Source organism: Desulfovibrio sp. TomC (genome assembly GCF_000801335.2).
Classification (GTDB): domain Bacteria; phylum Desulfobacterota; class Desulfovibrionia; order Desulfovibrionales; family Desulfovibrionaceae; genus Solidesulfovibrio.
In genome coordinates, this window is sequence record NZ_JSEH01000009.1 from 14444 (window position 1) to 31917 (window position 17474).

Sequence of the window (17474 nt, forward strand, 5' to 3'; positions counted from 1 at the left end):
GGCCGCAGCCGGACGCCAGGGCTTGGGCCGTGCCGGCCGCGACCGGCGCTCAGAGGGTCCGGGACGTTTGGGCCAGGGCGTCTTGCCCCTGTAACCAGTCGGTCGGGGCCGGCGACCAACCGCGTAATGGGCGGCAATGCCGCTCAAACCACGCGGGAGGTTAATCCCCATGAAGAAGTTGTTTTATGGAATGCTCACCCTGGCCATCCTGATCGGCTCGGCCTATGCAGTGGCTGCCGGTCCCGGCCCGGGCGGTCCTGGCGGACCCGGACCGGAAGGATTGCTTGACAGGCTGCTGTCGCTTAAACTGACCGACGCCCAGAAACATGATGTGGCCGTGGTGCTCAAGCACAACCGGCCGGCCTTCGAGTCCGGCATGGCGGCCATGCGCGCCGCCTTTGACGGCATGCGCGACGTCATGCGGGCCGATCCCGGCAATGAGACCAGTGTGCGCCAGGCCAGTCGGGCCATCGGCGTCGCCGCTGAGAACATGGCCGTGCTGCGGGGCAAGGTTGAAGCCACGCTGCTGACCCTGCTGACCCCGGAGCAGCGAACAATTTGGGAAGAGGTCGGGAAGCCGCCGATGCCCAGGGACCCCAAGGAGCGATTTCATGCCGGCCGCGAGTTGGTCAATGATTGGATCGACACCCACGCCGGTACGGACAGCTAAACTCCGGAGCGTTATGGTCGAAGCGGTGGTAGACATGGAGGACGCCCGGGTCCTGAAGGCGATTCGGGGCGGCGACGTGGATGCCTACGCGACAATCATGACCAAGTACCAGGGGCGCGTATCCGGGATTGTTTCCGGACACGCGCCCCGGGACCGGGTGGCTGAACTGACCCATGAGGTGTTTGTGCGGGCGTATCGCTCCTTGGACGGCTACCGGGGGGAAAGTCCCCTGGGACACTGGCTGGCCAAGGTGGCGGTGCGTACCTGCCACGATTTCTGGCGGGCGCAGTATCGCATCAAGGAGCGCTCGGAAAGTGATCTGTCCGATGAATGCCGGGCCTTTGCCGAAGAAGCGGCGGCCCTGGCCACGGGCGAGGCCGCCGAGGAGACGGCCTCGCGCCGGGAAGCCGAGGATTTGTTGCGCTGGGCTTTGGACAAGCTGTCGGCCACGGACCGCATGGTGGTGACCCTGACCCATCTGGAAGAGCGATCCGTGGCCGAAGCGGCCGAGATGCTTGGGATGAGCGTCCCCAACGTCAAGGTGCGGGCCTTTCGGGCCAGGAAAAAGCTCCGGGAGATACTTGGCGATGTCATCGGCGCGTAAGGAGGACTCCATGGACGGAAACGATTCACGGCGCATCGACCGCCTGGAAGCGGTGTTACGGGCGGCCCACGCCCGTCGGCCCGCACCCCTGCCCGAGGCCGGGTTGGCCGGCTCGGTACTGGCCGCCATCAAGGCGACGCCTGCTGTCGCAGCGACGCCGGCCGACGCTTCCCAGCGCATCGACCGCCTGGAAGCCGTGCTGCAACGAGCCCAGGCCAATCGCCCTGCGCCGCCCCTGGACCCAGGCCTGGCCGCATCGGTGCTGGCCACGCTTCGGGCCGAGTCGGCCGAGGCGGACGGGGCTGTTGTCCAGGAAAACCGGGTGTTGTGGCGCATGGCCGCCGGAGCCGGACTGTTGGCCGTGGCCACGGTCCTTGTCGCCCTGACGTTTGGTTCGGGGCTTGAGGAAGAACTGGGACGCCTGTTGTTTTATGATCCCAGCGGCCAGGTCCTGGTTTCCCTGCTTGGCGTGTAAGGTGTGCGCATGAATAAGAAAACAGCCATGGTTTTGGCCGGGCTGGTGCTGTTTGCCTCGGGTGCGGTCATGGGCTTTATCGCCTCCCGCCTGCTCGGCGACCGAGGACCCCTGGCCATGATCCACGGCGACCCCCGCCAATTTGCGGCCATGGCCCTGCACCGCATGTCCAGCGACCTCGATTTGACCGACGAACAGCAGGAAAAACTGCGGCCGCTGATCATGGATACGGCCCGCCAGATCCTGGCCATCCGTCGGGAACAGGAACCGCGTATCCGGGAACTCATTACCACGAGCATCGAGCTGACCAAGGCGATGCTCACTCCCGAACAACGCGAGAAATTTTCAGCCACCATGGCCCGGCTGGAATCCCGGCGTAAAGCCATGGACCGTTTTGGTCCGCCGCCGCCGCCGCCGGGCATGGAAGGCTATCCGCCGCCGCCAGGCATGGAAGGGATGCCCCCGCCGCCGCATGGCTTCGGCCCGCCGCCGGGCATGGAAGGTTTCCCGCCGCCGCATGGCTTCGGCCCGCCGCCGGGCATGGAAGGTTTCCCGCCGCCGCCGCCGGATCTGTTTGATCCGGAGTGGGATCTGCCGCCCCCCGGCCCGCACCCGGGACCGCCGCCAGGGGACCGCCCCGGGTCGCCCCCGGCCCGTCCGTCCGGACAGCCTCCTGCGGCAGGTGCCCCGCAACAGTCTGAAACTTCAGGCAAGAGCGCGGTGTCGCCCCCGGCCGAAACCGGTAAGGCCCCGGACCCTGCGCCCAAGACCGCCCCATAATCGTTTTTCTGTTCCCCTGCTTCGCCTTTTCTGGCAATACTGGCCTCATCCTCTGGCGGACCGCACCCCTGGCGCGGTCCGCCACAACGCCAACGCGCGCTCTGCCATGGCTGCGTCCAGCGGCTTTCGCCTCACCCGTCGTTTGGCAACGGGCGCGCCAAGGAGAAGAACATGCCAGTACCGTGCGACGCATCCCCTTCCCGACGCCAGGTGTTACGTCTTGCCGCCGGAGCAAGTCTCATGCTTTTGGCCGGCGGAATGCTCCGTCCCGGACAGGCCCGGGCCGCCACTTTTGCCGCCCCGCCCCTGCCGTATGCCGAAAACGCCCTGGAGCCGGTCATTTCGGCCAAAACCGTGGGCTTTCATTACGGCAAACATACCCTTGGCTATTTTGACAACGCCAACAAGCTGGTGGCCGACACCCCGCTGGCCGGGCAGCCCCTGGACAAAGTGTTTCTGGCGGCCGCCAAAGACCCCAAGCTGGTGGGGCTTTTTCGCAATACGGCCCAGGCCTGGAACCATGTGTTTTACTGGAACGGCCTTACGGCCGGCGGCGGCGGCGCGCCTTCGGGCAAGCTGGCCAAGGCCGTTGAGACCTCGTTTGGCAGCCTTGAGGCCTGCCAGAAGGCCCTGGCCGAGGCGGCCGCGACCCAGTTCGGCAGCGGCTGGGCCTGGCTGGCGGCCGATGGGGCCGGCAAATTGTCGGTGGTCAAGACCGGCAACGCCGACAATCCCATGCAGGACGGGTTAAAGCCCCTGTGGGTCATCGACGTCTGGGAACACGCCTATTATCTGGACTACCAGAACCGGCGGGCCGACTACATCAAGGGTGTGTTGGAAAAGCTTATGAACTGGGACTTCGCAGCGAAAAATCTCGGCTGAGCCCGCGACCAATCCCGCTCCCCGGGTGAGCCGACTGCGGCCGGTCCACCCGGGCCAGCCGCCCGGCGGATCGTTCGACCGGAAAAGGACAAGGAACCATGGACTGCCATGGTTCCTTTTTTTTTGCTTCTTTGGCGTTCCCTCATGGAATTGACCCCTGCGCAGGTTGGGGGTAGCGGTCTCTTCGGAGGAGACTTCCTCCCTGTTGCATGGCAGTTGCGTCATTCTTGCAGGTAGGCCGACGACCAATGAGGAGATGGCATGGAGTTCGCCCTGACCAGTTTCACCGCGCCCTTTACCGCCAGCGGCCGCGCCGCCCTGGTGCCGCCGCCGCCCTGGCATTATGCCGGATGGCTGATCAATGTGGCCATCACCTGCGAAACCGTGAACAGCCAGCGTATCATACCGCCCGGGCTTGGCCGGTTGACCGGAAACGGCTGCATCCATTTTGCCGATTGGCAGGCCACCACCGACGGCCGGGAAATGGTCGATCCCGTGTACGCCCAATACCGTGAGACCATCGTCATTGTGGAGATCGAACGCCCGGATGGGAGTCTCGCCAATTTCTGCCCCTTTATCTGGGTGGACCAGGACATCTCGCTCCTGCGCGGCCTCCTTCAGGGCTGGCCCAAGAAGTTTGGCTCCACCTTTCTCACGCGCTCCATGCCCCTCGAGCATCCGGCGGCGGCACCGCTGCGCGCCGGCGCCCGGCTTGGGGCTTCCCTGTGCGTCAAGGACAGACGGCTGGTGAGCGCCGCACTCGAACTCACGGGCAATCCTGGGCCTGCCCTGGGTTTTTTGGCCAATAAAACCATTGGCACGGTGGGCTGGCCGGATCTGACCGCACCGGGAAATTCCCCGCAGTTGCGCTGGCTTCTGCCCGACATCCAGGACAAGGTCGCGTCCGGTTGGCACGAAGCGGCGGCGACCATCACGGTAGAGGACCATCCTGTGGAGGAACTGTCGCTTCTTGGCGCAGTGCGGGCGCAAACGGCGAGCGTTGGCTGGATCGGGATCACCGTCGTTGGCGCTCGGGAGCTTCGCTGCGGCGAGTAACGTCGGGGAGCGGCAGGAGAATCAGACGCCGGCGGGCGGGGCGACGCTGACAAGGTGAGCCAGGGAAGCCTTGCCTGACAACCAGGGCGGCGGCAGGGAATCAACCGCCGGCAGGCGGGGCGATGCTGACGAGGTTGCCCAGGGACACCTTGCCGTCCCCGACAACCAGGGCAGCGGCATCGTCCGGGGAGCAGCGCATCACCGAGGCCATGGCCACGGGCAGGCCGGATTGGTCGTGGACGGCGACCGAGGAGCCGATGGCCAGTCCCTGGTCCGAACCCAGGCCAAAGGAAATGAGGAGTCCGTCCGGAGTCTTCTTGGTCATGTAGACCACGGCCTTGCCGAGTCTGGTCCAGATGGCCTCCAGGCGGCGGGTGGTCAGGTAGACGCACAGGCCAACCAGACAGGCGGCAATCAGGCAGTAGGCGGCCACGCTCATGGGGGTCAGGCCCAGCAGGCGCAGGCTTTGGGAATTGGAGGCGGCGTTGAGCGCTGCCCGATCGGGATAGATATGGATGACAAAGGCCTGGACCGGGGTGTTGGCCTCGCCGCCAGGATTGCGCAATACGACGGTGGCTGTGCCGGGCTTGGCGTCCGGGGCGACCTTCAGCGTGCCCAGCCACATGCGATTGCCCATCCAGAAGCCCTGGGCCTGGGTCGTGATGGAAAAGCTCAGTCCGGGGTGGTCGATGACGGCGACCATGGCTGTGGCGTCGGCGGCCTCCACCGGCAGGGGGCCGGAGAGACTTTCTTCGCCGCCCACCAGCACCGAAAAGGTGTTGGGTCCGGTATGAAAACTGTTGACGAAGCTGTCGGCCAGGGCCAGGGCGGCGCACAGGCAAAAGGCGGCGGCTATCCAGCCCAGAAGTTCGCGCAGCCGCGTCAGCCCGGCCTCGTTCACGCTTCAGCTCCGGTTTCGGGGGTGCGATCGCGGAAGCGGCGGATGGCAAAGATGCCGATGGCGATGGTGGGGATGAGCATGGAGAAAAACACCTTCATGAAAACCGGGGTGAAATCGTCAGGTTGTCTGGATGCTAAATAGACGGAAAGGGTGACTTCGGCAAGCATGGCCACATCCATGCAGATAACGGCCCAACGCTGGCGGCTGTTGAGTTCCGGAGCCGGGGAGGAGGAGCGTTCAAACAGCATGGCGGTCTCCTTGGGTTTTTCGCAAGGGCCGTCCCGGCCCCACGGGCGAACCGGGACGGCTTGGCGGGGTGTGGGGTTGATTCCTACTTCTTGAAGATGTTGGTCTTGGTCACGTTCATGAGACGCAGGGCCTTGCCGTCGTCCTTGTAGTAGACGCGCACTTCGTCGCCGGAATCCCAGGCCGCGGCGGGCAGGGCCAGGTACTCGTCGGGGATCACGAAGGTGACGAGCAGCTTCTGGCGGCCGGAGTAGATGGTGACGGTCTTCTTGTCCTTGTCCAGGGCCGGGAAGGGCTTGGCCTTCTCAGCGGCGGCGTCGAAGACCAGCGGGTGCTTCCCGTCGATGCCTTCCTGCTTGTCCACGATCTGGATGGCAATGGTTTCGAAGTTCTGCTTCTTGGGATCGTACAGCACGATCTGGCTCTTGTCGGCATCCAGTTTCATGCGCAGGCCGGCTTTCGGCATTTCACCCATTTCGGCCGGATTGGTCGGGAACGAGTAGGTCAGGGCCGGCAGATAGGTGTAGTCGGGCTTTTGCCAGTCATTGGCCTTGTCGCGGATGAAGGTCAGGGTCTGTTTTTCCTTGTCCACGGCCACGGTGCGGCCCTGGTCAACCTTGCCGTAATCCACGCAGCCGGCCAGGAAGACGACGGGCAGGGCGGCCAGCAGCATATTCTTGAGCATGGTACGCATGGCTTTCTCCTTTCCTTTTGCTGTTGCGCGCTAGGCCTTGGCCTTCTTCATGGCCAGTTCGTGCTTCGCTCCCTGGACCATCTTGATCGTAATGTAGAGAGCCATGCCCGACACCAGTCCCAAGATGAGGTAGGTGGCGATGATGTCGCAGGTGCCTGCGATGGATGGGACGTAGACGCCCATGAGCTTTAAGAAGATCGAGATGCCGCAGCCGATGACGGCCAGGCCGAAGACGTAGCGGATGCCGTAGCCCTTGATGTACTTGGTGGCCACAGCGCCGACCTGGGCGCCCATGGCTGCGCCAATGAGCATGATGATGGCGGCCACGAGTTCGGTGCGGCCCTTGTAGGTGTAGGAGGCTGCGCCGTAGAGGCCGGAGATGGCGACTTCAAAGAGGTCGGTGCCGACGGCGACGTGGGTCGGGCAGCCGACGAGATAGATCAGGGAGGGCATGCGGATGAGACCGCCGCCGATGCCGAGGATGCCGGCCAGCCAGCCGGTGAAGAAGCTGACGGCAATGGGCAGCCAGGCGGAGCAGTAGATGCCGGCCACGTTCAAGTGCACCATGGGCGGGATCTTGATCTTGTGCAGGGCCTTGTGCCACTCGAGGCCGGTGGCGTTCTTGTCCACTTCCTGGCCGGCGGCGATGGCGGCGCGGTCCTTGGCCTTGCGGCGGGAGATGTCGGCAAAGACCATCCAGGTGATAAAGGCCAGCAGGCCGAGGTAGATCCAGCGCACGACCATGTCGACCTTGCCGATGCGCTCGAGCCACATGATCATCTGGGCGCCGACTTCAAATCCGGCGATTGTTCCAAAGAGCATGATGAAGCCGAGTTTGTAATCGACGTTGCCGAACTTGCCGTGGCGCATGGTGGAAATAAGCGATTTTCCGGCCATGTGGGCGATGTCGGTGCCGATGGCGAAGGCCATGGGGAAACCGAGGATATTGAGGCCCGGGGTGACCATCCAGGCGCCGCCCATGCCGAAGAAGCCGCCGATGACGCCAACGCCGATGCCAAGAATGATAAGGCCCGGCCAGAAGATTTTAACGCCCGCGATGGGCATGAGGATATAAAGCCATTCCATGTGGATTCTCCTTTTCGCCTAGCGGTCCGGTTTAATGTTCGGCCAGGTCGCGGGACTTCAGGTCGATGCCGATGAAGTGCATGATGATGTCGGCCAGCACGCCGAAGATGACGCCGATCAGCGGAATAAGGATGACGGTCAGGATGGTGAAGTAGAGGTGGGACTCGTTATAGAGGTTGCCCCACCAGGCCATGATGCCGGAGAGCTTTCTGGTGTCGGCCACCATGACGATGGGCGCTCCGCCGCCGCCGGCGGCAAAGGCCATGGCCGGGGCCATGAGGACGAAGGTCAGGACGGTGGCGAACAGGACCTTGATTTTGGCGTTCATCTCTTCCCCCTGGAGTGTTAGCGGATCACGAGAACCGAACACGGCGCGTGGGAAACCACGCGGGCGGCCACGCTGCCGATCAGGTATTTCGACAGGCCTTTCTTGCCCTGGTGGCCCATGACGATCATGTCGATGCCGTTGTTTTCAGCATGGGCGATGATCAGGTCGGCCGGGGAAACACCCTGTTCGACCACAACCTTGGCGTCGATGCCGGCCTTTTTGGCCACGGCAGTGTAATTCTCAGCAGCCACTTTGGTAGAGGCTAAAATTTTATCGCTTATAGAGTTGACGTCCAGGTAGTCGCCCAGATCGAGAAAGTCCTCGGCCACGGTCATGATGGACAGGGTCGCTCCCTGTTGCTTGGCCAGGGCGATGGCTTTATCCAGAACGGTTACGGCAAAAGGTGATTGATCGAGTGCCACGAGAATCTGCATGAGAACACCTCCTTTTTGATCCGGCGCGTTGCGGGTCGCCGGTTTCGCTCCTATTAAAGCAAGGGGTGTGCCATCGTGATTTATATGTTGAATTTATTGATTAAAATAGTTTCGTGAAAAAAAGCGCTTGACAAAGTTGCGGGTATTTTGCGCATTAATAGCGCCAGATCAGTGGTATCCCGCAAAACGCGCCAGTCGGTTTGGCCGCCCCGGAGTCCCCATGCTGCACCTGTTTCGGCGAAACCCCCGCGTCGTATTCCCGGTGACGTCCCCAAGCGGTCTCTCAGACTGGAGCATCCGCAAAAAACTCCTTGTCTTCCTGATCCCGCCGGTCATCCTGACCCTTGGAGCCACGGGGTTTGTGCTCAACCTCTTTTCCAACCGCTATATCGATCTGGCCCTGGGCCGCAGTTCCCTGACCATGACCCTGGCCCAGGCCCATGAAATCGAGATCGTCCTGGAAGGCTGCCGGGAGGATATCGTGGCCCTGGCCCATCGCCCCATGACCCGGGAGCGGTTGCGCAATTTCATGGACGCCTCGGCCTCCGCCCGGGGGGAGCTGTACGCCGAGGCGGCCTATGTCGGCGAAGGGGCCGACAACCAATATGCCTTTTTGACCAATGGCGAGCGCGTTGAGGAGGTGCCGGCGGAATACGTGCAGCAGGCCAAAAACAGCCCGTTTGTGGTATCGCGCAAAGCTGTCGGGCTGGGGCGGGGGCAGGTGGCCCTGTCTGAACTGCTGGACGTGTATTATCCGCCGACCGGGTTTGGGACCCAGCCGCGGCAGCGGGATCTGACGGTCCTGCGCCTGACCACCCCGGTGCTCGAAGAGCACGGCCGGCTGGCCGGGTACCTGATCCTGTCCATTGATGCCCGGCAATTGCGCAATGTCCTGTCCCTTTACAATTCGCCGCGTTCGCCGCTGCTGGGCTTCAATCGCACCGCAGAGAACCGTCTGAGCCTGTTTCTTGACGAGCGGGGCTGGTTTCTCTTCCAGTCGGAAAATGTGGATGATCCCCAGCGCCAACTCTCGGTGGAAAGCGCCAAGGTCGGTCTGTCCGGGGATCACGGCAAGCCCGGCTATGACGGGGCGTTTCGGCCCGGACCGCGCCACGAGACTTTCTGGCGGATGATCAGCGCCATGCAACAGGGCCTTTCCGGCATCGAACGCGGCGAGGCCGATTTCGGTCCGTCCAAGATTGCCTCCAGCGAGGATTATATCGGGTATGCCCCGGTCCGCTTCCGGGGAGGCGATGCCGAGGGTTCGGAGATTATCGGCGGCATCGTCTATATCGACCGCAGTCTGCTGCCTCGGGCGGCGGAGTTCGGCCAGTTCAACATTCTGTTCGTCACCACGCTTGGCGCGATTGTGACGATGGCGGGATGTATTATCCTGCTGGCCCGGGTCATCACCAAACCCATTCTCCGCTTGGCCGAGGAAGTCCGGTCCATGCGCCTGGAAGGGCGGCTGCACGAGATAGAACTCCCGGACAGCGACCTGGATACCTCGACGCTCAAGCGCGCCATCAACCGCCTGGTTGCGGCCTTGCTCTCCAAGGAAATGGAAATCAAGGTCCGGGACGAACGATTGCGGTCGGTTCGCGCCAGAGAGCGGGTGCAGCTTGTCACGCCACTATCGCGCCAAGGATTGCCAAGCGAGGCCTTGGAAGATCTGGTGGGGGAAAGCTCGGCCATGAACCGGCTCCTGGAGCGTATCCAGAAAATTTCCGCCACCGACGCCGATGTGCTCATTATCGGTGAGACCGGGACGGGCAAGGAACTGACGGCCGAAGCCGTACACCGCCTGAGCCGGCGCAAGGACATGCCCTTTATCTCCATCAACTGTGGGGCCCTGGACGAGAATCTGCTCATGGATGCCCTTTTCGGGCATATCAAGGGGGCCTTTTCCGAGGCCAAGAGCGACCGCAAGGGCGCGTTTCTGGCCGCTGACGGCGGGACGTTGCTCCTCGACGAAATCGGCAACGCCTCGCCCCGGGTGCAGCAGGCCCTCCTGCGGGCCTTGTCCGTCCGGCGCATCAGTCCCCTGGGCAGCGACGAGGAACAGGCCTTCGACGCCCGGGTGATCGCCGCCACCAACGTCAATCTCAAGGATCTCGTGGCCTCGGGGACCTTCCGGGAAGACCTCTTCTACCGCTTGCAGGTCCTGGCCGTCTCCACCCCGTCTTTGCGCGAACGCCAGGACGACATCCCGGTGCTGGCCGGCTATTTCCTGAAGCTGGCGACCCGGCGCATGGGCAAGGGCGAGCTGTCCCTGTCCCGGGGAGCGTTGGACAAACTGCTGCAGCATGGCTGGCCGGGCAACGTCCGGGAGCTCAAAAACTGCATCATCCGGGCCGCAGCCCTGGCCGAGCGGGAACTCATCCTGGCCGAAGACATCCATTTTGAAGACGAGACGCCCGGCGAGACCGCGGTTGGCGGGCAGCCCCAGGCCGGCGGGCCTGGCGAAAGCGAACCGCAGGCTCTGGACGCCCCCTTGTCCGCCCGGCAACGCAAGGCCCTGCGCTCCCTGCTCGACCGGCCGACGTTTTCCCGGCAGGATTATCAGGATTCCGTCGGCAACGATGTGCCCCAGCGCACCGCCCAGCACGACCTGCGCGATCTGGTTGCCCGGGGAATCGTACTCAAGGAAGGGAAAGGCCCGGCCACCCGGTATCGGCTGGTCGGACGCCGCATGAGCTGAGCCGGCCGGCCGGTCAGCCGCCCCAGATGTAACGGGCTGCGGCCACAAGCCCCATGCCCAAGGCCACCGGGCCGAAAAAGCCCTTGGTCCGAAGGGCCAGGGCAAAGGCGGCCAGACCGGCCCAGAAAATGACGTTGCCGGGACTGGCGTCGAAACGGCCCTCGGGCCGCAGCAGGGCCGGGGCAGCCAACGCAGCCAGCACGGCTGCCGGGACATGGGCCAAGAACCGGATGGCTCCTTGCGGCAGGGTCCGGCCGGCCAGAAAGAGCAGCGGCCCGCTGCGGGTGGCGTAAGTGACCGCCGCCATGCCGGCGATGGTCAGGAAGGCTGTCGCGTCATCCATCGTTCCACTCCAAGGCCGCAGCCGGCCCCGATCAGCCCGGCCGCCAAGGCTCCGTAGCCGGTGAGCCCCAGTCCGGACGCCAGCAGGGACAGGCCGCCGCCGCTGACCGCCGCCGCCACCTGGGACCGGCTGCCGAGCTGGCCGGCCAACAGGGCCAGAAACATGCCCGGCAAGGCGAAATCCAGGGCAAAGGCCCGTCCGTCGCCCAGGACGTCGCCCAGGGCCACGCCCAGGGCCGTGCCGGCCACCCAGGAGGCCTGGGCCAGGACATTGATCTTTTGCGTCACGGCCTTGTCCCGGTCGCCCCGGCCAAAGCGCGCGGCGTGCAGGGCAAAGCTCTCATCCGTCAGTTCAAAGGCAAAGGCTGCCAGTTCCCGCTTGCGCCAGCCGGCGAGCAGCGGGGCCATGGCCGCCGAAAAGAGCACATGGCGCAGATTGACGGCCAAGGTCGTGGCGATCAGGGCCGCTGCGCTCGCCCCGGCGGCAAAAAGGCCCACGGCCACCAGTTGGGCCGAACCGGCGTAGACCAGGATCGACATGAGCAGCACGTTTAGTGCCGACAACCCGGCCTTGCCGGCCAGGACCCCATAGGCCATGCCCACCGGCACATAGCCCAGGGTGACGGGCAGCGTCAGGGACAAGGCTTTTTTCCAGGCGCTGCCGCTCCCTGCGGCCCCTGGCTGGGCGTCGTGCATGGTTGCTCCTTTTCGCTGGGTGGGCGGCCCAAAAAAGAAACCCGGCCGCAGCCGGGAGTCAAGGAACCTGCCTGAAGGCGTCGGACGTCTGTGGCGTCAATCGTCGTCGTCGGCGGCGTTTTCGCCCCCTATCCGATCCTGGTGGCGGTCCAGCGTGATGGAAAAGGCCACGGAATAGAAGTGGTGGAAAAAGTCCACGTGCTCGACGTAGATGTCGGCCGGCACGGTCAGCATGGCCGGGGAGTAGTTGATGATGCCCTTGACGCCGGCTTCGATGAGGAAGTTGGCGGCGCGCTGGGCCCGGTTGACCGGCGTGGTGATAAGCCCGATCTCGATGCCCAGTTCCTTGACGGCATCCTTGAGACGGCGGGTGCAGACCACTTCCAGACCGGAGATTTCCTCGCCGATCTTAAAGGGGTCGCAGTCGAAGGCCCCGACGATGTCAAAGCCGCGGAACTTGAAATCCTGATGGCGGAGCAAGGCCTTGCCCAGATTGCCGACGCCGACCAGGGCGCATTTCCAGACGCGGTCAACGCCCAGGGAATGCTTGATGGAATAGATGAGATCCTGGACATGGTAGCCGACGCCGCGAACGCCGAATTCGCCGAAATAGGCCAGATCCTTTCGAATCTGTGAGGGATTGACAGAGCAGGTACGGGCGAGCAGCTCGGAGGAAACGACTTGCGAACCTTCGCGCTTGAGCGTTTCGAGCACTTGCACGTACATGGCCAGACGTTTGATCGTGGCCTTGGGGATGTGTTCGCTTTTCAAGGCGCGGCATCCTTTGGTGCGTGCAGGGTGGGTGGAAAAAAAAGGAGGCCGGAAGCCCGGCCTCCTTTCGGGTCATACCGTCATTAGCCGGTGATGATCTTCGCGAACGGGTGGGCGAAGAGCAGGATCAGGCAGACGACCAGGGCGTAAATGGCCAGGGATTCGATGAAGGCCAGACCGAGAATCAGGGTGACGGTGATTTTTCCGCCAGCCTCGGGGTTACGGGCGGTGCCTTCGCAGGCAGCCTTGAGGCCCAGACCCTGACCAAGACCGCAGCCGGCGGCGGCCAGACCCATGCCGATGGCGGTGGCCCAGGAGATGGTGCCGATGGCGCCCATGGCGTCGCCGGCGGCGAAGGCAACGGAAGCCAGGGACAGCAGGGCAGCGGTCGAGAAGATGGTCATGAAAGCCTTACGCATGTCGATCCTCCTGAAAACAGGTGTTTAAAGTTACGGTCCTAAGGACCATTTCCCCACGAATTCTAATGCGCGTGTTCCAGCGAGCCCTTGAGGTAGATCATGGCCAGCATGAAGAACACGAAGGCCTGGATGCAGTCGGCCAGCGAGAACAGGAAGTACATCGGGAACGTGCCGACGACCGGGGCCAGGGCGAAAAGCAGGACCAGGACGATTTCTTCACCGCGCACGTTGCCGAACAGACGCAGGGTGAGCGAAAGGGGCCGGGCCAGGTGCGAGATGATTTCGATGGGCAGCATCAGGGGCACGAGCCACCAGAAGGGACCCATGAAATGCTTGATGTAGCCGGCGCCCCACATCCGGATGCCCCAGAAGTTGTAGTAGGCGAACACGGTCAAGGCCATGGCGGCGTTGGTGTTCACGTTGTTGGTCGGGGAATCGAGGCCGGGAACCAGACCGATCAGGTTGCCGGTGATGATGAACAGGAACAGGGCGCACAGGAACGGAAAAACCTTGCGGCCCTTTTCGCCGATGTTTTCGACGACGAAGGATTCGAGTCCGCCGACGACGACTTCAAAAAAGTTCTGCAACCCGCTCGGCACCATGGCGAGCTTGCGGGTGGCGAGCATACCCAAGATGATGAGCAGGCCCATGGCGAACCAGGCGTAAATGACGTTGGTGTCGATGACCTGGGCGTGGAAGACATCGTTGAGCTTATACAGCCCAACGTTCTTCGCGACCTCGTCGACGAGCAGAATCGGATGCGGCAACCCACCAGCCATGTCCTATGCCTCCTTTCCCGTAAGCGTTTGGTGCGTCTTGGAGCCGGCGTGGCGCGCGACGCCCCAGACGAGGAAGTTAACCACCACCGTCGTAATGCCGGCCAAAAGCGGCAACGGCGAAGCCCCGAACCAGACAATCAAACCAAAGAGCACGAAACCAGTCAGCGCCAGCCGAGAATAAAACCGGACCAGCACCGCCGCGATGGCCTCGCGCTTGTTCCCATATCCCGTGATCTGCTGGCCGAATTTGGCCAGCGAGCAAAAGTTCAAACTGATAATGAGCGTGCCGGCGGCCAGGGACCAGGCTGCCGCGGATACTCCGGAAAACGGCAGACAGGCCGCGCAGACCAGGGCGGTAATGACCACCTGATTGCGCACCAGCTCGCGCACCTCGGGATGGACGTAGCCGCGCCGAAAAAGCCAGCGCTCCAGTCCGTCCCTAAGGTTTCGCATCCGTGTCGCCATGATCTTCGTGTTCCTCGGCGTCAGCCTTCTGGATTTTTCTGACCTCAATTACGACGTTTTTAAAACCGGCGGCAATGCCCAAAATTAAAAACGTCAAAAGAAGCCAGGGCTTGGTGTCAAGCCAGCGGTCCAACCACCATCCCAGGAGCAGTCCCACGAAGGTGGCCGAAACCAGATTCAGTCCGATCACCGAAGCTGAGGCGATGGACTCGCGAACATTTCTGTCCTTGATCAACTTGCCAAGCATTGGAAAGGCTCCCGCCTTGCGACAGGCGACGCGCCCCATGGCCCGTCGGGCCTGCGCTCGTGCACAACTTCACAAGTCGCGAAGGCCTAGCACAGGCCCCCAGAAAAAGTCAACGGGGATCAGCCCATTTCCAACGGTTCCAACTCCCGCGCCAACCGCACTTCTCTAAACCAAATTCATGACAACAGCCAGAATTTGTTGTAGCCCTCGGATAGCGGAGAACCGTTCCGCAAGGAGGAAACCCATATGAAACGTCTCGTCGTCTCGTTTTTCGTCATGGGCCTGCTGCTCGCGGCCACCGCCGCCTTTGCCCAAACCCAGCTGTATTGCGTCAAACCCGACGGCGCACCCGTCGCGGCCATTGTCATGCCCTACGGCTCAAACCATGATCCGAGCGTTGTCTGCAACGCCGTTGCCCCCCAATGCTACCTGACCTGCGGGGCTGTCCTGCAAATCACCTCGGGCGCAACCATCGCCCCCAATCTGCCCACCATCCAGGTCACCCAGCAAATGCTCGCCTCTATCGGCAACGGCGCGCCGGAAACCCCGGAACAATGCGCCAAACAGTACCAGTCCTGCGTGGCCAAATGCCGCGGCGACAGAGCCTGCGTCGCCTACTGCCAGTCCGTGCGCTCCGGCTGCGGCACCGGCGGACGGTAATCCTAGGGGCGTTGCCCCAGCCCCCACCCGGAGAGGCGCGGCCTCTCCGGGTGGGGGCTGGGCGCTGCCCTGGCGGTCCCGGGGCAACGCCTGGGGGGAGGGGCCGGGGACCGGGTTACGATTTTCGCCCCGCCGGCAGCCCGGGCCGCCCGGCGGCCGGCCCACCGGGCAGGGCGGTCGTTGTGGCGCTGCCTTCAGCCTGCAGGGCGGCGACCAGATCCCGCAGGGCCTGGACCTGATCGGCCAGCTCGCCCACGGCCCGGTCCGCCTGCAGCATGATGTCCGCCGTTTCGCTGGAAATGGCGCTGACGTCCGCAATGGACCGGTTGATCTCCTCCGAGGCGGCCGACTGCTCCTCCGAGGCCGTGGCGATGGAACGCACCTGATCCGTGGACAGGTCCACCAGGGAAACGATCTCGCCCAGGGACGTCCCGGATTGGTTGGCCAGACCCGTGGTCTGGTCAATGCCTGCAGCGGCGCTGTCCACGCCCTCAATGTTTTTCCGGGTTCCCGCCTGGATGGCCCGGATGGCGTTGCCCACCTCCGAGGTGGCGGTCATGGTCTTTTCGGCGAGCTTGCGCACTTCGTCGGCCACCACGGCAAAGCCCCGCCCGGCTTCACCGGCCCGGGCCGCCTCAATGGCGGCGTTGAGCGCCAACAGATTGGTCTGGTCGGCGATGTCGGAAATGACATTGATGACCTGGCCGATGCCGTCGGCCTGCTGGCCCAGCTCGGTCATGTCGCTCTTGAGATCAAGGGTTTCCCGCTGCACCCGGGTGATGCCCGTCAAAACCTGGGACACGAGCTGCGCCCCATCCTGGGCCTTGCCCCTGGCGTTGTTGGCCGTGTCGGCGGCGTTGGCGGCGTTCTTGGCCACCTCCAGCACCGTGGCGCTCATCTCTTCCATGGCCGTGGCGGTCTCGTCCAGGCGTCGGGCCTGGGTTTCGGCCCCTCGTCTGGACTGCTCCACCTGGGAGGACAACGCGCCGGACACGGCGCTGATGATGCCGACGACATCCTCGATCTTGTCGGCAGCGGCGCACATGCCCTCGGCCTTGGAGCGTTGGGCCAGCTCCAGGGCGTCCTTGGCCTGGCGGGTGGCGTCGACGGCTTTTCGAGTCTCGGCCTGGGCCAGGACTTCTTTTTCGGCAATATCGGCCAGGGCCTGTTTCTGGGCGGCCACCATGCTGCCAAGGGACTGAGCCAGTTCCCGGAACTCCGTGCATACGGCGTCGGTCCGCAATTCCCGGTCCAGGTTTCCGGCCATGACCTCCCTGGCGAAGGCCACGCAGCGGGTCAGCGGGGCGCTCACCATCCGGGCGGTCATGGCCCACAGCACCGCGATCAACACCACGACGATCAGGCCGGCCAGCAGGGCCAGACGTCCGACCGTGGACTGCACCCGGGCGTGCAGATCCTCCATCGGGGCCATGACCGCAAAGACCCAACCGGTAAAGGCGTCCCGGGTCACCATGGCGATCCGGCCGTCCGGAGCGGTCCGCAGGCCCTTGTCCTGGCTGGCAAGCGCCTGCTGGATGAAGGGGTCGTTGGCCGCATCCTTTTTGAGTATCTGGGCCGGATCAGGATGGGCGATGGCTGCCCCGTCGGCTTCGAACACCAGGACGCGGCCGGTGGAGCCGATGCGGATGGCGGTGATGGAGTCGGTCAGGTTTTGGAGGTCCACCGTCGCCGTCAGCAGCCCGACCAGTGCGCCCTGGGGGGATTTGACGGCCTGGGAAAAGATGGCCACCGGTTTTTGGGTGAGATTGCTGATCAGGGCCTTGGACAGGAACTGGTCCTTGCCGTCCTTGATCACGGCCTGAAAATAGTCACGGCTGGCGATGTTGGTCCCGGCCAGCGGTCCCGGCCTGGAGGAAGCCACCTGATTTCCGTCCATGGCGTACAGGTTGGTGTAGGCGACGCCAAGGGAGGGCATGACGGCGATGGTGTCGCCCATGAATTTCTGGAAGGCTTCATGCTGGCCGCCGGCGGCTGCGGCCTGGACCACGGGCAGGCTGGCCCAGGCACGAAGTGCCTGGGCTTTGAGCTGCATGGATTCGGAGACATCCCTGACGATGGCCGATGCGATGACCGGGAGATCATCCCGGAACGTGGCTGTGGAGGCGTCTTCGGTGCTGGATGCACCAAGCCAGACCAAGCCGCCCAGGCCGGCCGCCACAATCAGCAGCAGCGGGACCAGAAAGACCGTCCTGAAGGTCTTTTTCAGATGCATCGCAC

General features: G+C 63.8%; 22 protein-coding genes. 8 read left to right on the forward strand and 14 right to left on the reverse strand.

Features of this window, described 5'->3' with window-relative positions; genetic code table 11:
- Nucleotides 1-169: 169 nt before the first annotated feature.
- From NY78_RS10070 to NY78_RS10095, 6 genes are all read left to right on the forward strand, one after another.
- On the forward strand, nucleotides 170-670 hold the full coding sequence (locus NY78_RS10070; RefSeq protein WP_043635153.1) for a periplasmic heavy metal sensor: 501 nt from the start codon (nucleotides 170-172) through the stop codon (nucleotides 668-670).
- Nucleotides 671-683: 13 nt separating this feature from the next.
- Nucleotides 684-1274, forward strand: coding sequence for an RNA polymerase sigma factor (locus tag NY78_RS10075; RefSeq protein ID WP_043635155.1), 591 nt, complete (start codon nucleotides 684-686; stop codon nucleotides 1272-1274).
- 10 nt (nucleotides 1275-1284) lie between these two features.
- Nucleotides 1285-1749, forward strand: coding sequence for a hypothetical protein (locus NY78_RS10080; protein ID WP_043635158.1), 465 nt, complete (start codon nucleotides 1285-1287; stop codon nucleotides 1747-1749).
- 9 nt (nucleotides 1750-1758) lie between these two features.
- Nucleotides 1759-2529, forward strand: a complete 771-nt coding sequence (locus NY78_RS10085) for a hypothetical protein (RefSeq protein WP_082139959.1) — start codon at nucleotides 1759-1761, stop codon at nucleotides 2527-2529.
- 171 nt (nucleotides 2530-2700) lie between these two features.
- On the forward strand, nucleotides 2701-3411 hold the full coding sequence (locus NY78_RS10090) for a superoxide dismutase (protein ID WP_043635162.1): 711 nt from the start codon (nucleotides 2701-2703) through the stop codon (nucleotides 3409-3411).
- Nucleotides 3412-3672: 261 nt separating this feature from the next.
- Entirely contained in the window at nucleotides 3673-4467 is a 795-nt protein-coding gene (locus NY78_RS10095; protein WP_043635165.1) for an acetoacetate decarboxylase family protein, read from the forward strand.
- A 100-nt stretch (nucleotides 4468-4567) separates the two neighbouring features.
- Here the strand turns inward: NY78_RS10095 and NY78_RS10100 are convergent, their stop codons facing one another.
- The 6 genes from NY78_RS10100 to NY78_RS10125 all read right to left on the reverse strand — a co-directional run bounded on the left by NY78_RS10100 (nucleotide 4568) and on the right by NY78_RS10125 (nucleotide 8156).
- On the reverse strand, nucleotides 4568-5368 hold the full coding sequence (locus tag NY78_RS10100) for a hypothetical protein (RefSeq protein WP_043635168.1): 801 nt from the start codon (nucleotides 5366-5368) through the stop codon (nucleotides 4568-4570).
- A complete protein-coding gene (locus NY78_RS10105; protein WP_043635170.1) occupies nucleotides 5365-5616 on the reverse strand; it encodes a hypothetical protein in 252 nt (83 codons plus the stop codon). The genes NY78_RS10100 and NY78_RS10105 overlap by 4 nt, the downstream gene beginning before the upstream one ends.
- An 83-nt stretch (nucleotides 5617-5699) precedes the next feature.
- Nucleotides 5700-6308: a DUF4881 domain-containing protein gene (locus NY78_RS10110; RefSeq protein ID WP_043635173.1), complete on the reverse strand. Its 609-nt coding sequence runs from the start codon at nucleotides 6306-6308 to the stop codon at nucleotides 5700-5702.
- A 30-nt stretch (nucleotides 6309-6338) separates the two neighbouring features.
- Nucleotides 6339-7394 carry a sulfite exporter TauE/SafE family protein gene (locus NY78_RS10115; RefSeq protein WP_043635176.1) on the reverse strand — a complete coding sequence of 352 codons (1056 nt, stop codon included), beginning with the start codon at nucleotides 7392-7394 and terminating at the stop codon, nucleotides 6339-6341.
- 31 nt (nucleotides 7395-7425) lie between these two features.
- Nucleotides 7426-7722: a DVU0150 family protein gene (locus NY78_RS10120; protein ID WP_043635178.1), complete on the reverse strand. Its 297-nt coding sequence runs from the start codon at nucleotides 7720-7722 to the stop codon at nucleotides 7426-7428.
- A gap of 17 nt (nucleotides 7723-7739) precedes the next feature.
- Nucleotides 7740-8156, reverse strand: a complete 417-nt coding sequence (locus NY78_RS10125; RefSeq protein WP_043635181.1) for a universal stress protein — start codon at nucleotides 8154-8156, stop codon at nucleotides 7740-7742.
- Nucleotides 8157-8376: 220 nt separating this feature from the next.
- Here NY78_RS10125 and NY78_RS10130 point away from each other — a divergent pair, with 220 nt between their 5' ends.
- Nucleotides 8377-10857, forward strand: coding sequence for a sigma 54-interacting transcriptional regulator (locus NY78_RS10130; protein WP_043635183.1), 2481 nt, complete (start codon nucleotides 8377-8379; stop codon nucleotides 10855-10857).
- A gap of 13 nt (nucleotides 10858-10870) precedes the next feature.
- Here NY78_RS10130 and NY78_RS10135 read toward each other — a convergent pair whose 3' ends face one another.
- The 7 genes from NY78_RS10135 to NY78_RS10165 form a co-directional block, all read right to left on the reverse strand.
- Nucleotides 10871-11200 carry an AzlD domain-containing protein gene (locus NY78_RS10135; RefSeq protein ID WP_043635185.1) on the reverse strand — a complete coding sequence of 110 codons (330 nt, stop codon included), beginning with the start codon at nucleotides 11198-11200 and terminating at the stop codon, nucleotides 10871-10873.
- On the reverse strand, nucleotides 11176-11895 hold the full coding sequence (locus tag NY78_RS10140) for an AzlC family ABC transporter permease (RefSeq protein ID WP_043635188.1): 720 nt from the start codon (nucleotides 11893-11895) through the stop codon (nucleotides 11176-11178). The genes NY78_RS10135 and NY78_RS10140 overlap by 25 nt, the downstream gene beginning before the upstream one ends.
- Nucleotides 11896-11991: 96 nt before the next feature.
- Nucleotides 11992-12666 (reverse strand): redox-sensing transcriptional repressor Rex, encoded by a 675-nt coding sequence (locus tag NY78_RS10145; protein ID WP_043635191.1) that lies wholly within the window; start codon nucleotides 12664-12666, stop codon nucleotides 11992-11994.
- Nucleotides 12667-12749: 83 nt separating this feature from the next.
- Nucleotides 12750-13085 carry an ATP synthase F0 subunit C gene (atpE, locus tag NY78_RS10150; protein ID WP_043635194.1) on the reverse strand — a complete coding sequence of 112 codons (336 nt, stop codon included), beginning with the start codon at nucleotides 13083-13085 and terminating at the stop codon, nucleotides 12750-12752.
- A 62-nt stretch (nucleotides 13086-13147) separates the two neighbouring features.
- On the reverse strand, nucleotides 13148-13864 hold the full coding sequence (gene atpB / locus NY78_RS10155) for a F0F1 ATP synthase subunit A (RefSeq protein ID WP_043635196.1): 717 nt from the start codon (nucleotides 13862-13864) through the stop codon (nucleotides 13148-13150).
- Nucleotides 13865-13867: 3 nt separating this feature from the next.
- Complete coding sequence (locus NY78_RS10160) at nucleotides 13868-14317, reverse strand: ATP synthase subunit I (protein ID WP_231583908.1); 450 nt, start codon at nucleotides 14315-14317, stop codon at nucleotides 13868-13870.
- Nucleotides 14304-14576, reverse strand: a complete 273-nt coding sequence (locus NY78_RS10165) for an AtpZ/AtpI family protein (protein ID WP_043635202.1) — start codon at nucleotides 14574-14576, stop codon at nucleotides 14304-14306. Before NY78_RS10165 ends, NY78_RS10160 begins: the two co-directional genes overlap by 14 nt.
- Nucleotides 14577-14822: 246 nt before the next feature.
- Between NY78_RS10165 and NY78_RS10170 the strand changes: the two genes are divergently transcribed.
- Nucleotides 14823-15236 carry a hypothetical protein gene (locus tag NY78_RS10170; protein ID WP_043635205.1) on the forward strand — a complete coding sequence of 138 codons (414 nt, stop codon included), beginning with the start codon at nucleotides 14823-14825 and terminating at the stop codon, nucleotides 15234-15236.
- A gap of 115 nt (nucleotides 15237-15351) precedes the next feature.
- On the opposite strand, the gene NY78_RS24670 is transcribed toward NY78_RS10170, so the two are convergent.
- Nucleotides 15352-17469 (reverse strand): methyl-accepting chemotaxis protein, encoded by a 2118-nt coding sequence (locus NY78_RS24670; RefSeq protein ID WP_047960128.1) that lies wholly within the window; start codon nucleotides 17467-17469, stop codon nucleotides 15352-15354.
- Nucleotides 17470-17474 lie beyond the last annotated feature (5 nt).